We start from the raw sequence: 13,607 nt of genomic DNA on the forward strand, positions 1-13,607 counted from the left end.
AGGGTCCCGCGCCAAGCCTGCGAGGCGTGGGGGGCAGAGGGGTCCCTCCGTCAGGAGGTCTGGACGGTGATCGTCGAGGTGCCGATGACCAGGCCGCCGGCGAGGGCGTCGGTCTCGAAGGTCGAGTTCAGCAGCGCGGCGGCCTCGTCGGAGAGCTTGACGGTGGTGCCGTCGAGCACGGCGGAGCCGTCCGCGTCCGTCGTCGGCGCGGACAGCGTGCTGCCGTCGAGGTTGAACAGCGGCGCGTTGCCGGCGGCGAGCCGGCCGTTGACGGTCACGTCGCCGAAGAGCCGGGCCGGCTTGCCCGGGTCGATGACGAAGTTGCTCAGCTCGACGGTGGTGCCGCCGGCGGCCAGGGTCAGGCCGCTGCCGTCGTGGAAGACGACGCCCTGGACCCACGGGCGGTAGCCGGTCTCGCGGTCGTAGAGGGTCACCGTGCCGCCGGTGATCGGGAAGTCTACGACGCCGGTCGTCCCGTCGAGGGTGGCCGTGCCGGTGACGCCCGGGGTCAGGCCCAGCGTGCCGAGCGCGCTGACGAAGCCCTGGTCGAGGGTGACGGCGGTGTCGCCGCCCGGGATGGCGCGGACGACCGCGGCGGGCTTGGGCACGGACACCGAGCTGCTCGAGGAATCGGCGGCCTGGGCGGTGTCCACGTCGTTGGACCCACAGGCGGACAGCCCGATGACGGCGCTGAGCGCGGCGGCGACGACGAAGCCCTTGCGAGTGGCGCTCCTGCGGTTCATGTCTGACTCCAAGTCGTGAGCGGGTGACGCAACGACAGGAGTTCGAGGTCGGCACCCGAACCGGATGGGTCCCCCGGTCACAAATCGGTCACGGGCCAGAGGATGGCGTCCAACCGTTCGAGCTGCGGCCGCTCGGCGACGCGGCCGTCGCCCGACGACCGACCGCGCCGCCGGCGACCGACCCCCGGCATCACGAAGCCGCGCACCCAGGCACCGACCGGGGTCCGGCGCAGTCGTGCTCTGCTGCCCGGCAGGCAGCAGAGCACGACCGTCGTGGGCCGACCTCCCCGCGGCACGTGGCAGAACGCACATCCCACGGTCACGCGCCCGACACGCGGGACGGCGAGGATCGGTGGTCATGCGCACCGACGTCGCCTGCTCGTTGACCGTCTCCTCCCCCGTGCCGGCGACCGCGCTGCTGCAGGTCGCCGTCGCCGCCCCGGCCGGGGAGCAGCTGACCGTGCTGACCGACGGACGGCCGGTGCCCGTCGAGGAGATCGCCGTCCCCGGCGCGCGGGTGCACCGCCTGCAGATCGGCGCCGGTGAGTCGACGATCGCCTACACCGCGCACGTCGAGTCCGGCGGCAGCCCCCGTGGGGTGACCCCGGCGGAGTGGGCCGAGTTCCTGCGCCCCAGCCGGTACTGCCCGTCGGACCAGCTCGAGGGGTACGCGAGCACCGAGTTCGACCGGACGACCCCGCGGGCCCAGCTGGTCGCCGACGTCGCGGCGTGGGTGGGCCGGCGGCTGGTCTACACCTCGGGCTCGAGCCGGCCGGTGGACACCGCCGTGGACACCCTGCTGCTCGGCCAGGGGGTCTGCCGCGACTACGCGCACCTGACCATCACCCTGCTCCGGGCGCTGGAGGTGCCGGCCCGGCTGGTCGCCGTCTACGCCCCCGGGCTGTCGCCGATGGACTTCCACGCGGTGGTCGAGGCCGACGTGGACGACGTCTGGAAGACCGTCGACGCCACGCGGCTGGCGCCGACGACGTCCCTGGTCCGGATCTGCTCAGGCCGGGACGCCGCCGACACCGCCTTCCTCTCGCTCTTCGGCGGTCGGGCGACGCTGGGCGCGATGACCGTCACCGCCACGGTCGACGGCGAGCTCCCCGCACCGGACGACGAGCCGTTCGCGCTGCCCTGATGGCCCCACTGCAGGGTCCCGCCGCGAGCTCGCGAGTGGTGGGGGGCAGTGGGGTCCTTCGTCAGCTGCCGGCCGGTGTGACGCCGAACAGCAGAACCCGCCGCTCGACGTCGTAGTGCACGGTGCCGGTGTTGGTGAGCAGGTCCTGCAGGTTGTCGGCGTCGTCGGGGTCCAGCGTGAGCACCTCCTCCCAGGCGCCTTGGTCGAGGACCAGCTGCAGGGTGTACGTCCCCGGCTTGCCGGGCTCTCCCGCGGTCCAGCTGAACTGGTAGTGACTCAGCTGACGGACCTTGATGGTGTTGTCGGTCACGGGCTGCGGTACCTCGGGCATGATCGCTCCTCCACGGATCGATGTGATCTGTCTCACACACTACCGAGCGGTCGCCCGTCCACCACCCGGGTCCGTCGGTGTCAACCCACCGCGTGCACCTCGGCCAGGCGGCGCTCCAGGAACGCCCGCTCGGTGGCGTTCCTCACCCGCTCGAGTGCCGCGGCGTAGGCCTGCGCCGCCTCGGTCCGCCGGTCCAGCCGGCGCAGCAGGTCGGCGCGGACGGCGTGCACCAGGTGCCCGGGCAGGTCGAGCTGGTCGACGAGCGCCAGCCCGGCCGCGGGCCCCTCCACCTCCGCGATCGCCACGGCCCGGTTGAGCGCCACCACCGGCGTGGGGGTCAGGGCGAGCAGCAGGTCGTAGAGGGCGAGGACCTGCCGCCAGTCCGTGTCCGCCGCCGTCGGGGCCTCGCTGTGCACGGCGCTGACCGCCGCCTGCACCTGGTACGGCCCGGGCTGCCCACGGCGCAGGCAGTCCCGCACCAGCGCCTGCCCCTCGGCCACCAGCGCCCGGTCCCAGCGCCGGCGGTCCTGGTCGGCCAGCAGCACCAGCTCGCCGTCGGCGGTGGTGCGGGCCGGCCGGCGGGACTCGGTGAGCAGCATCAGCGCCAGCAGCCCGGTCACCTCCGGCTCGTCCGGGAGCAGCTCGTGCAGCAGCCGGCCGAGCCGGATCCCCTCGGCGCAGAGGTCGGCGCGGGCCAGCTCGTCCCCGGCGCTGGCGGTGTGCCCCTCGGTGGAGACGAGGTAGACCACCGCCAGCACCGGGCCGAGCCGCGCCGGCAGGTCCTGCTCGCCGGGCACCCGGTACGGGATGCGGGCGTCGCGGATCTTCGCCTTCGCCCGCACCAGCCGCTGCGCCATGGTCGGCTCGGGGACCAGGAAGGCCCGGGCGATCTCGGCGGTGCTCAGCCCGCCGACGAGCCGCAGCGTGAGGGCCACCTGGGCGGCCGGCGCCAGGGCCGGGTGGCAGCAGGTGAACACCAACCGCAGCCGGTCGTCGGACACCGCGCCGACGTCCAGCGGCTCGTCGCGGGCGTGCAGCAGCGCGGCCTGGGCGTGCCGGTCGTCGCGGGAGGCCTCCCGCCGGAGTCGGTCGATGGCGCGGTGGCGGGCCGTGGTGATGATCCAGCCGGCCGGGCTGGGCGGGACGCCGTCCTCCGGCCAGCGCTGCACCGCCGCGGTGAAGGCGTCGGCGACCGCCTCCTCGGCGACGTCGACGTCCCCGAAGACCCGCACCAGCACGGCGACGGCGCGCGCGTACTGCTCGCGGAACACCTGCTCGACCGTCTGCTCGACCGGCACGCCCGGGGTCACTCCCCGCCCTGGAAGGGGCGCACCTCGATCGGCAGCCGGGTCGCCCGGGCCAGCCGGGTGCCCCAGTCGAGCGCCGCGTCCAGGTCCGGCGCCTCGATGATCGAGAAGCCGCCCAGGTGCTCCTTGCCCTCGACGTAGGGCCCGTCGGTGGTGAGCACCTCGCCGTCGGCCACCCGGACGACGGTCGCCGTCTTCGGGGAGTGCAGGCCGCCGGCGAACACCCACACGCCGGCCTCGCGCATCTGCCGGTCGACCTCGGTGACGTCGGACATGATCTGGCCGAGGTCCGGCGGCAGCGTGCCGTCACCGCTGGGCTCGACGACGCTGAGCAGGTACTGGGTCATGAGGTGCTCCTCCCTGACGGAGCCGGCCCGTCGCCGGCTCTCACCCTCTGTACGAACGGCGCCGGCCCGGATCGACAGCCCCGCTCAGTCGGCCGGGGCGGGCTGCGGCGCGTGCGGCGGACGCAGGTCGTCGGGGACCAGCTCGACCAGCTCGTCGGGCAGCAGCGGCAGGTCCAGCAGGGACAGCTTCACCCGGCTGCGGTCGGCGGCCCGGGAGTCGGTGATGCGGACCAGCAGCCCGGCGTCGGGGCGGGTCGTCACCTCCACCACGTCACCGACCGCGCACTCGCCGGACCAGACGCCGTCGATCTCCATCGCCGGCCGCCCGCCGGTGATCTCCAGGGACAGCGGCTCGGCCGGCCCGACCATGACCGTGCGGCTGATCCCGCTCATCGGCGCCGACGGGGTGACCAGCACGCCCTCCGCGCCGGGGCTCATCACCGGCCCGCCGGCGGCGTAGTTGTAGGCCGTCGAGCCCATCGGGCTGGACACGATGAGGCTGTCGCAGCGGTACCGGCCGTACCGCCGTCCCGACACCGACAGCACGCCCTCCACCTGCCCCTGGCCGGGCACCCGGGCGAGCACGACGTCGTTGAAGGCGACCGCCTCCCAGCCCGGCCCGCGGACGACCAGGCAGCTGCGCGGTTCGATCGTCGAGCGCCCCTCGGCCATCGCGGTCAGCGCCCCGTCCAGCTCCCGCGCCTCCACCTCGGTGAGGAAGCCCAGCCGGCCGAAGTTGACGCCCAGCACCGGCACCGGCTTGGCCGCCACCAGCCGCATCGCCCCGAGCAGGGTGCCGTCCCCGCCGAGCGCGATCAACCCGTCGACGCCGGTGGCGAGCTCCTCGACGTCGACCGGGGTCACGCCCTGCAGCCCGAGCCGCTCCACGTCGGCGGCGCCGGCGACCAGCTCGACGTCGTGGGTCGACGTCCACGCCACCACCTGGCCGACCGCCCCGCCGCAGTTGCGGACGGGGTGCAGCACCAGTCCGATCCGACTCCCGTCGTGCACCGGTCAGCCCCGCCAGGTCTCGAGCAGGCGCAGCCACACCTCGCTGATCGTCGGATAGGCGGGGACGGCGTGCCAGAGCCGGCTGATCGGCACCTCGCCCACCACGGCGATGGTCGCCGAGTGCAGCAGCTCGGCCACGCCCGGGCCGATGAAGGTCACCCCGAGCAGCACCTCCCGGTCGGTGTCGACCACGGCGATCGCCGTCCCGGTGTAGCCGTCGGCGAAGACGCTGGCACCGGCGATGCTGCCGATCGGGTACTCGACCACCCGGTGCGCCAGCCCCTGCTCCTCCGCCTGCGCGGCGGTCAGCCCGACCGCCGCCACCTGCGGGTCGGTGAAGACGACGCTGGGCGTGGCGCGCCGGTCGGCGGTGGCGACGGACGGCGACCAGTCGGCGAGGTCGACCTGCTCGCCGCGGGCGCGCGCCACGATGGCGTGCCCGGCCTGCCGGGCCTGGTACTTGCCCATGTGGGTGAGCAGCGCCCGACCGTTGACGTCGCCGACGCCGTACAGCCACGGCACGCCCGGCACCTGCAGCGACTCGTCGACCTCCAGGTAGCCGCCCGGCTCGAGGCCGACGGTCTCCAGGCCGATGGCGTCGGAGTTCGCCGTCCGCCCCGTCGCGACCAGCACCTCGTCGCCGCGGACCTCCTCCTCGCCGCAGCCGAGCACCACCTCACCGCCCTCCCGCCGCGCGGAGTCCACCCTCGTGCCGAGCCGGACGTCGACGCCGAGCGCGCGCAGCGAGGCGGCGACCGCGTCGCCGGCGGCGGGCTCGAGGTCGGGCAGCACCCGGTCGCCGTGCTGGAGCAGCGTCACCGAGGCGCCCAGCTGCTGCCAGGCGGTGGCCATCTCGCAGCCGACGTAGCCGCCGCCGAGCACCAGCAGCCGACCCGGCGCCTCCTTGGCGCTGGTCGCCTCCCGGGGCGTCCAGGGCTGCACCTCGGCGAGACCGTCGACCGGGGGGACGGCGGCCCGGGAGCCGGTGCAGACCGCGACCGCGTGCCGCGCGACCAGCACGAGCTCCGTGCCGTCGGGCTGGGCGACCACGACCCGCTTCTCCCCCGCCAGCCGGCCGTGCCCGCGGACCAGCGCGATGCCGGCCCCGTCGACCCAGCTCGCCTGCCCGGCGTCGTCCCAGTGGCTGGTGAAGTCATCGCGCCGGGCCAGTGTCGCGGCGACGTCCTGCTCGCCGGTGACCGCCTCCGCCGCACCCCGCACGGCGCGGGCCGCGGCGATCGCCTCGCTGCCCCGCAGCAGCGTCTTGCTGGGCATGCACGCCCAGTAGGAGCACTCGCCGCCGACCAGTTCGCTCTCCACCAGGACGGCGGTCAGGCCGCCCCGGACGGCGATGTCGGCGACGTTTTCCCCGGTCGAACCGGCGCCCAGGACGATGACGTCGTAGGTCTGCTCTCCGTCTGTCACCCGGTCATCCTGTCCGTTGTGCTCCACTGACCGCCATGCCGGTCGATCCGGGCGGGTACGCCGCCGCCCTGCGCCAGTACGCCGCCGGGGTGGTGCTGCTGACCGTGCGCGACGACATCGACGACGTCGGGACGACGGTGACCTCGCTGATGAGCGTCTCGGCCGACCCGCCGCTGGTCGCGATCGGGCTGGCCGCCGACGGCTACCCGGCCGAGGTGCTGCAGTCCGTCGGGGCCGGCGTGCTGAACGTGCTGGGCGCCGGGCAGGCGATCCTGGCCAGCCGGTTCTCCTCCGCGGGGCGGCCCTCGGCCCGGCACCTGCTCGAGTCGGTGCCCTGGCGGCGGGCGCCGGTCAGCGACGCGATCGCGCTCGACGGGGCGCTCGCGGCGCTGGACTGCCGGGTCTCCTCGGTGGTCGAGGCCGGCAGCCACGTGCTGGTGCTGCTGTCGGTCGAGTCGGTGCCGGTGCTCGCCGCCGAGGGCGACCCGCTGCTGCGGCTGCGCGGCCGCTGGACCGACGGAGCCGGCCACCCCCTCCGCCGTCCCTGATGAACGACCCCCGGACAATGTTGGCCAACATGGCCCCGGGGAACGCGGGCGTCACATCCCGGGGTTAGCGTCGGAGCCGATGCCCGCCATGCCCGCTCCGTCCGAGTCCGCCCTGCGCCGCGCCCTGGTCCGCGCCGAACGAGGGGTGACGCTGGACGCCGTCGAGGCCGAGACGCTGCTGCACGCCCGCGGGCTGGCCGAGGGTGAGCCGCTGGACCGGCTGCTCATCGCCGCGTCCCGGGTGCGCGATGCCGGGCTGGCCTCGGCCGGGCGCCCCGGGGTGGTGACCTACAGCCGCAAGGTGTTCATCCCGCTGACCCACCTGTGCCGCGACCGCTGCCACTACTGCACCTTCGTGACGACGCCCGGCCAGTTGCGCGCGGAGGGCAAGGCCCCGTTCCTGTCGCCGGACGAGGTGCTGGAGATCGCCCGCGCCGGGGCGGCGCTGGGCTGCAAGGAGGCGCTGTTCACCCTCGGCGACCGGCCGGAGGACCGCTGGCCGGTCGCGGCGCAGTGGCTGGAGGCGCACGGCTTCGACTCCACGCTGGGCTACCTGCGGGCGATGGCGATCCGGGTGCTGGAGGAGACCGGCCTGCTCCCCCACCTCAACCCCGGCGTCCTGTCGTGGGAGGAGGTCCAGCGGCTCAAGCCGGTCACCGCCTCCATGGGGATGATGTTGGAGACCACGGCCACCCGGCTCTGGTCGCTGCCCGGCGGCCCGCACTTCGGCAGCCCGGACAAGGAGCCCGCGCTCCGGCTACGGGTGCTGGAGGACGCCGGCCGCTCCGCCGTCCCGTTCACCACCGGCGTGCTGCTGGGCATCGGCGAGGACTACGCCGAGCGGGTCGAGGCGATCGCCGCGATCAAGGCCTTGTCGCGCCGGCACGGGCACGTGCAGGAGGTGATCGTGCAGAACTTCCGGGCCAAGCCGCGCACCGCGATGGCCGCGCACGACGACCTCGGCCTGCAGGACTACGTGGCCGCCGTCGCGGTGAGCCGGCTGGTGCTCGGGCCGGCCGCGCGGGTGCAGGCGCCGCCGAACCTGAGCGACTCGACCGAGCTGGGCCTGCTGCTGCGTGCCGGCGTCGACGACTGGGGCGGGGTCTCACCGCTCACCCCGGACCACGTGAACCCCGAGCGGCCCTGGCCGAACATCGACGAGCTCGCCGCGCTGACCGCCGAGGCCGGCTTCACCCTGCGCGAGCGGCTGGCCGCCCAGCCCGGCTACGTGACCCAGCCCGAGCCGTGGCTGGACCCGCGGGTGCGCCCGCACGTGTCCGCCCTGGCCGGCCCCGACGGGCTGGCCGTGGAAGGCCGGCTGCCGGTCGGGCTGCCCTGGCAGGAGCCGGACGAGGCGTGGACGTCGACCGGCCGCACCGAGCTGCACGTGGAGGTCGACACCGTCGGGCGCACCGGCGACCGGCGCAGCGACTTCGACGCCGTCTACGGCGACTGGGCGGAGCTCCGGGAGGCCACGACCTCGGCCCGCGACGGGCACTCCACCGCTCTTCGCCCCGGCGACCCGGCGGTGCACGCCGCGCTCCGGCACGCCGAGGCCGACCCCGCCGGGCTGTCCGATGCCGAGTACCTCGCGCTGCTGGGCGCCGACGGCGCCGACCTGGACGCGCTCGCGGCCCTGGCCGACGACGTCCGCCGGCAGGTCAACGGCGACGACGTCACCTACGTGGTGAACCGGAACATCAACTTCACCAACGTCTGCTACACCGGCTGCCGGTTCTGCGCGTTCGCCCAGCGGCGCACCGACGCCGACGCCTTCACCCTGTCGATGCAGCAGGTCGGTGACCGGGTCGACGAGGCGTGGGCCGGCGGGGCGACCGAGATCTGCATGCAGGGCGGCATCCACCCCGACCTGCCGGGCACCGCCTACCTGGACCTGGCACGGGAGGTGAAGGCCCGTCGTCCCGACATCCACCTGCACGCCTTCTCCCCGATGGAGGTCGTCAACGGCGCCGCCCGCACGGGGTTGTCCTACCGCGACTTCCTCACCGCCGCGAAGGAGGCCGGCGTCGACAGCCTGCCCGGCACGGCGGCGGAGATCCTGGACGACGACGTCCGCTGGGTGTTGACCAAGGGCAAGCTGCCCGCGGCGGCCTGGCTGGAGATCGTCCGCACCGCGCACCAGGTGGGCCTGCCGACGACGTCGACGATGATGTACGGCCACGTCGACACCCCCGCCCACTGGGTCGCCCACCTGCGCACCCTCGCCGCGCTGCAGGACGAGACCGGTGGCTTCCGGGAGTTCGTGCTGCTGCCCTTCGTGCACCACAACGCCCCGATCTACCTGGCCGGCGTCGCCCGCCCCGGGCCCACCAACCGGGAGAACCGGGCGGTGCACGCGGTCGCCCGGCTGCTGCTGCACGGCCGGATCGACAACGTCCAGACCTCCTGGGTCAAGCTCGGCGACACCGGCACGCAGGCGATGCTGAACGGTGGCGCGAACGACCTGGGCGGCACGCTGATGGAGGAGACGATCAGCCGGATGGCGGGCTCGGGCAACGGGTCGCTGAAGACGATCGCCGAGCTCGAGGCGATGGCCGCCGGCATCGGCCGGCCCGCCCGGCAGCGGACGACGGAGTACGGCACGCCGAGCGCCGAGCGGATGGCCACCGCCCGCTCCGACGCGGGCCGGCGGGCGCTGACGCTCTCCATCACCCCGGTCTGAGCGTCGGCCGGTGCGCCCCGCGCGTACTCCTCGGGTGCCTGGATACAGTGCGACGGTGTGAGGCGCGCCACTGCGCCTCCCCTGATGCAACAGGCAGGTCCTCATGCTCTACGCCGCGTACGAACTCCAACGCCGTCTGACCTCACCGGCGGTGACGGTCTCCCGGAGGACCGCGCGGGTGCTGGACGCGCTGCCTGCGCCCCTCGTCGCGCCCGGCGTCCGGCACCTCCGGGCAGCCTGCGACATCGTCGCCCACGCCCGCCCGACGCACGACCGGCCGGCGTTCGGCATCGACTCCGTGCCGGTCGGCGGCCGGTCGGCGGAGGTCGTCGAGCACCCGGAGACGAGGACGCCCTTCGCCACGCTCCTGCACTTCCGGAAGCCGTCGGTCACCGGCCAGCCCCGGGTGCTCGTCGTGGGACCCATGTCCGGGCACTTCACCACGCTGATCCGGCCGGCCATCCGCACCCTGCTGTCCGACCACGACGTGTTCGTCCTGGACTGGCACAACGCCCGGGACGTCCCGGTCGAGGACGGCCGCTTCGGGCTGGACGAGTACATCGAGCACGTCATGGCCGCGCTCCGCCACCTCGGCCCCGACTGCCACGTCGTCGCCGTCTGCCAGCCCGCCGTACCGGTGCTCGCGGCCGTCGCACTGCTGGCCGCCGCCGGCGACGAGGCCCAGCCCCGCAGCCTGACCCTGATGGCCGGACCGGTCGACACCCGGGTGAACCCGAACCGGATCAACACGATGGCCGCGACCAAGCCGCTGTCGTCCTTCGAACGCCGGGTCATCGACACGGTGCCCGCCCGGTACGCCGGTGCCGGGCGCCGGGTGTACCCCGGCGTCGTCCAACTGACCGCGTTCATGTCGATGAACCCCAAGCGGCACCTGAGCGCCCATGCGCGTCTCTACCGCGACCTCGTGGCCGGCGAGACCGCACGAGCTGCCTCCACCCGCGCCTTCTACGACGAGTACGGCGCCGTGATGGACGTCCCTGCGGAGTTCTACCTCGAGACGGTCGGGCGCATCTTCCAGAGCAACGACCTCGCCACCGGGACGTTCACCTGGCGCGGGACGCCTGTCGACCCCGGGGCCATCTCCGGCACGGACCTGCTCACCGTCGAGGGCGCCAACGACGACATCTGCTCCCCCGGGCAGACCGAGGCCGCCCACGACCTCTGCACCGGCATCCCGGCCGACCGCAGGCACCACCACCTGCAGCCGGGGGTGGGCCACTACGGCGTGTTCAGCGGCTCCCGCTGGGACGCGGAGGTCTACCCCGTGGTCCGTGACTTCATCGCCGGGGCAGGCGAGGCCCAGCCGATGGCCTCGCCGGCCTGACCGCCCGACGTCAGCCGCAGGGCGCCCACCCTCGAACTGATCTGACTCCGACGGTGTGCGCCGACGCGCAGTTCCGGTGCCCCGCCTGCGCGTCCGCGCACACCGTCGGTCCCCTGCCTCGGTGCCGCCCTCAGGCCCCCAGCACCGTCGCGAGCTGGCGGGTGTCCACGTACTGCTGGAACCTGATCACCTTCCCCTCCCGCAGGTCCCACACGTGCAGCGCCTGGGCGTCGAGGGGCCGACCGGTGGCCTGCGCCTTCGTGGCGCGGTAGCGGCACTGCACGATCACGGTGTCACCGTCGGTGAACCACCGGTCCCGCTGGACGTGGAACGCCTCGTAGGCCTCGGCGAGCGGGACGAAGACCTCGTCGACGACCTGCTGCGGTCCGATCAGCGGTCGGCCCGGGTACCAGGGATGCCCCTCGGCCTCGTTCCACTCGATCTGGTCGTCCATCAGGGCGACCACGGCTGGCACGTCTCCTCGGTCGAACGCCTCATAGGCGCCGTGCATGAGGGTGGCGTTGTCGGTGGCTGTACGCGTCATGGACGCCTCCTGAGCCCGTGAGGGGAGCCGAGCGTAGGCCGGTCGGCGCTCACCCTCAAGCTTGTTCGTGCCAGTCGACCCCGACTGTCCGCGCCGGTCCTGCGGCGGCATGATGCGCAGGTGGAGCCTGGGGGACGTCGGTGACTGCGCTCGACCCGGGCGGCCCCCTCGCCGCCGAGCAGGCCTGGCAGCGGTTGCGGCCGCAGCTGGCCGAGGAGGCGGTGGCCGCGCTGGGGCCGGCCGAGGCCGACGCCTTCCTGACCCGGGTCGACGTCGCGCTGGTCGACGTGCACGCCCCGTTGGTCGCGCTCTACGGCCAGCGGGGCGACCCCGAGGAGCTGCTGGCGCGCGCCCTGCGGCTGGTCCTCGCGGCCGCCGCCGAGCGGCCGGCGGAGCTGCGGGTGCTGGACCGGCGCCGGGAGATCGACCCGCACTGGTTCCAGCGCGAGCGCATGCAGGGCTACGTCTGCTACGTCGACCGGTTCTGCGGCACGCTCGGCCAGCTGCCCGCCCGGCTGGACCACCTCGCCGAGCTGGGCACCACCTACCTGCACCTGATGCCGCTGCTGCGGCCGCGGGAGGGCGAGAACGACGGTGGCTACGCCGTGGCCGACCACCGGCAGGTCGACCCGCGGCTGGGCACGATGGCCGAGCTCGAGGCGGTCGCCGCAGCGCTGCGCCGCCACGACATGAGCCTGTGCATCGACCTGGTGCTCAACCACACCGCCGACGGGCACCCGTGGGCGAGGGCCTGGCTGGCCGGCGACCCGGCGTACGCCGGCTTCTACACCGCCTTCCCCGACCGCCGGCTGCCCGACGCCTACGAGGCGACCATCCCGGAGGTGTTCCCCGACCGCGCGCCCGGCTCGTTCAGCTGGGTGCCCGAGGCCTGCGGCGGGGCCGGCGGCTGGGTGTGGACGACCTTCTGGAGCTACCAGTGGGACCTGGACTATGCCAACCCCGAGGTCACGCTGGCGATGCTCGGCGAGATCACCTGGCTGGCCAACCGCGGGGTCGAGGTGTTCCGGATGGACGCCATCCCGTTCATGTGGAAGCGGCTGGGCACCAACTGCCAGAACCAGCCCGAGGTCCACGACCTGGTGCAGCTGCTGCACGCGCTGGCCAGGATCGCCGCCCCGGCGGTCGTCTTCAAGGCCGAGGCGATCGTCGCACCGGAGGACCTGGTGCCCTACCTGGGCGCGCACGACCGCGAGCGGCCCGAGTGCGAGCTGGCCTATCACAACCAGTTGATGGTGCTGTTGTGGAGCAGCGTGGCTGCACAGGACGCCCGGCTGGCGATCGCCGCGCTGCGCCGGATGCGGCCGATCCCCACCGGCGCGACCTGGGTGACCTACGTGCGCGGGCACGACGACATCGGCTGGGCGGTCAGCGACACCGATGCCGCCGCCGTGGGTGCCGACGGCGATGCGCACCGGCGCTTCCTCAACGACTTCTTCTCCGGTCGGTTCCCGCACTCCCCGGCCCGGGGGGCGCTGTTCCAGGAGAACCCGCTCACCGGCGACGCCCGGATCTCGGGGACGGCGGCGTCGCTGTGCGGCATCGAGTCCGCCCTGGAGAAGGAGGACGACGCAGCCCTGGACCGCGGGATCCGCCGGCTGCTGCTGATGTACTCGGTCGCCTTTTCCTTCGGCGGCATCCCGCTGCTCTACATGGGCGACGAGATCGGCATGCGCAACGACGCCGGCTACCTGGCCGACCCCGAGCGGGCCCCGGACAACCGGTGGATGCACCGACCGCCGATGGACTGGACCGCGGTCGGACGCCGGCACGACCCGGGGACGCTGGAGGGCAGGGTGTTCACCGGGCTGCGGGAGATGGGCGAGGTGCGCCGCTCGCTCCCGGCCCTGCGCGGCGGCGGGGCGGAGCCCGCCGTCCTGACCGCGGGCAGCGACCGGGTGCTGGTCTGGCGGCGCAGGCACCCGCGCAGCGGTTCCTTCGTCGGCCTGGCCAACTTCTCCTCGATGCCGGCGGTCGTGGACGCCGACACCGTCACCGGCTTCGGCAGCTACGAGCTGGCGCTGAGCAGCGACGGCCCGCTCGAGGTGCGGGGGCGTGGCCTCGTCGTCCCCGGCCTCGGCTTCGGCTGGTACGCCGAACCCTGAGCCGGGTCCAGCCGGCCGGTGGAGGCGTGCGCGGTGCCGCCTCCACCGGCCGTCGC

At 74.2% G+C, this 13,607-nt stretch carries 12 protein-coding genes; 5 read left to right on the plus strand and 7 right to left on the minus strand.

Annotated features, from left to right (window positions below):
- Window positions 1–50: 50 nt before the first annotated feature.
- Window positions 51–743, minus strand: a complete 693-nt coding sequence (locus tag FHL79_RS13665) for a hypothetical protein (RefSeq protein WP_138759142.1) — start codon at window positions 741–743, stop codon at window positions 51–53.
- Window positions 744–1,101: 358 nt separating this feature from the next.
- Between FHL79_RS13665 and FHL79_RS13675 the strand changes: the two genes are divergently transcribed.
- Window positions 1,102–1,887: a transglutaminase-like domain-containing protein gene (locus tag FHL79_RS13675; protein WP_138759143.1), complete on the plus strand. Its 786-nt coding sequence runs from the start codon at window positions 1,102–1,104 to the stop codon at window positions 1,885–1,887.
- 61 nt (window positions 1,888–1,948) lie between these two features.
- Here FHL79_RS13675 and FHL79_RS13685 read toward each other — a convergent pair whose 3' ends face one another.
- The 5 genes from FHL79_RS13685 to FHL79_RS13705 all read right to left on the minus strand — a co-directional run bounded on the left by FHL79_RS13685 (window position 1,949) and on the right by FHL79_RS13705 (window position 6,308).
- Complete coding sequence (locus tag FHL79_RS13685) at window positions 1,949–2,218, minus strand: hypothetical protein (RefSeq protein ID WP_110552142.1); 270 nt, start codon at window positions 2,216–2,218, stop codon at window positions 1,949–1,951.
- An 80-nt stretch (window positions 2,219–2,298) separates the two neighbouring features.
- A complete protein-coding gene (locus FHL79_RS13690) occupies window positions 2,299–3,516 on the minus strand; it encodes an RNA polymerase sigma factor (RefSeq protein ID WP_138759144.1) in 1,218 nt (405 codons plus the stop codon).
- Between the two features lie 8 nt (window positions 3,517–3,524).
- Window positions 3,525–3,872, minus strand: coding sequence for a YciI family protein (locus FHL79_RS13695; protein ID WP_138759145.1), 348 nt, complete (start codon window positions 3,870–3,872; stop codon window positions 3,525–3,527).
- 84 nt (window positions 3,873–3,956) lie between these two features.
- Window positions 3,957–4,856: an NAD(+)/NADH kinase gene (locus FHL79_RS13700; protein ID WP_218938463.1), complete on the minus strand. Its 900-nt coding sequence runs from the start codon at window positions 4,854–4,856 to the stop codon at window positions 3,957–3,959.
- Between the two features lie 30 nt (window positions 4,857–4,886).
- A complete protein-coding gene (locus tag FHL79_RS13705; RefSeq protein WP_171058160.1) occupies window positions 4,887–6,308 on the minus strand; it encodes a dihydrolipoyl dehydrogenase family protein in 1,422 nt (473 codons plus the stop codon).
- Window positions 6,309–6,343: 35 nt separating this feature from the next.
- Between FHL79_RS13705 and FHL79_RS13710 the strand changes: the two genes are divergently transcribed.
- The 3 genes from FHL79_RS13710 to FHL79_RS13720 all read left to right on the plus strand — a co-directional run bounded on the left by FHL79_RS13710 (window position 6,344) and on the right by FHL79_RS13720 (window position 10,884).
- Entirely contained in the window at window positions 6,344–6,856 is a 513-nt protein-coding gene (locus FHL79_RS13710; protein WP_138759147.1) for a flavin reductase family protein, read from the plus strand.
- A gap of 88 nt (window positions 6,857–6,944) precedes the next feature.
- Window positions 6,945–9,539, plus strand: a complete 2,595-nt coding sequence (locus FHL79_RS13715; protein WP_246080765.1) for a bifunctional FO biosynthesis protein CofGH — start codon at window positions 6,945–6,947, stop codon at window positions 9,537–9,539.
- A gap of 103 nt (window positions 9,540–9,642) precedes the next feature.
- On the plus strand, window positions 9,643–10,884 hold the full coding sequence (locus FHL79_RS13720) for a polyhydroxyalkanoate depolymerase (RefSeq protein ID WP_138759149.1): 1,242 nt from the start codon (window positions 9,643–9,645) through the stop codon (window positions 10,882–10,884).
- A 130-nt stretch (window positions 10,885–11,014) separates the two neighbouring features.
- Here FHL79_RS13720 and FHL79_RS13725 read toward each other — a convergent pair whose 3' ends face one another.
- Window positions 11,015–11,428, minus strand: coding sequence for a nuclear transport factor 2 family protein (locus FHL79_RS13725; RefSeq protein WP_138759150.1), 414 nt, complete (start codon window positions 11,426–11,428; stop codon window positions 11,015–11,017).
- A gap of 140 nt (window positions 11,429–11,568) precedes the next feature.
- On the opposite strand from FHL79_RS13725, the gene FHL79_RS13730 reads away from it, so the two are divergent.
- Window positions 11,569–13,551 carry an alpha-amylase family protein gene (locus FHL79_RS13730; protein WP_138759151.1) on the plus strand — a complete coding sequence of 661 codons (1,983 nt, stop codon included), beginning with the start codon at window positions 11,569–11,571 and terminating at the stop codon, window positions 13,549–13,551.
- The last annotated feature ends 56 nt before the right edge of the window (window positions 13,552–13,607 follow it).

Origin of the sequence: Modestobacter altitudinis, assembly GCF_005930475.1 — a bacterium.
Classification (GTDB): Bacteria; Actinomycetota; Actinomycetes; order Mycobacteriales; family Geodermatophilaceae; genus Modestobacter; species Modestobacter altitudinis.

What these genes read in the sequence shown, in the direction of transcription:
- FHL79_RS13710 (WP_138759147.1), top strand. Translation starts at nt 6,344, where the DNA reads ATGCCGGTCGATCCGGGCGGGTACGCCGCCGCCCTGCGCCAGTACGCC.
- FHL79_RS13720 (WP_138759149.1), top strand. Translation starts at nt 9,643, where the DNA reads ATGCTCTACGCCGCGTACGAACTCCAACGCCGTCTGACCTCACCGGCG.
- FHL79_RS13685 (WP_110552142.1), bottom strand. Translation starts at nt 2,218, where the DNA reads ATGCCCGAGGTACCGCAGCCCGTGACCGACAACACCATCAAGGTCCGT.
- FHL79_RS13715 (WP_246080765.1), top strand. Translation starts at nt 6,945, where the DNA reads ATGCCCGCTCCGTCCGAGTCCGCCCTGCGCCGCGCCCTGGTCCGCGCC.
- FHL79_RS13665 (WP_138759142.1), bottom strand. Translation starts at nt 743, where the DNA reads ATGAACCGCAGGAGCGCCACTCGCAAGGGCTTCGTCGTCGCCGCCGCG.
- FHL79_RS13725 (WP_138759150.1), bottom strand. Translation starts at nt 11,428, where the DNA reads ATGACGCGTACAGCCACCGACAACGCCACCCTCATGCACGGCGCCTAT.
- FHL79_RS13695 (WP_138759145.1), bottom strand. Translation starts at nt 3,872, where the DNA reads ATGACCCAGTACCTGCTCAGCGTCGTCGAGCCCAGCGGTGACGGCACG.
- FHL79_RS13675 (WP_138759143.1), top strand. Translation starts at nt 1,102, where the DNA reads ATGCGCACCGACGTCGCCTGCTCGTTGACCGTCTCCTCCCCCGTGCCG.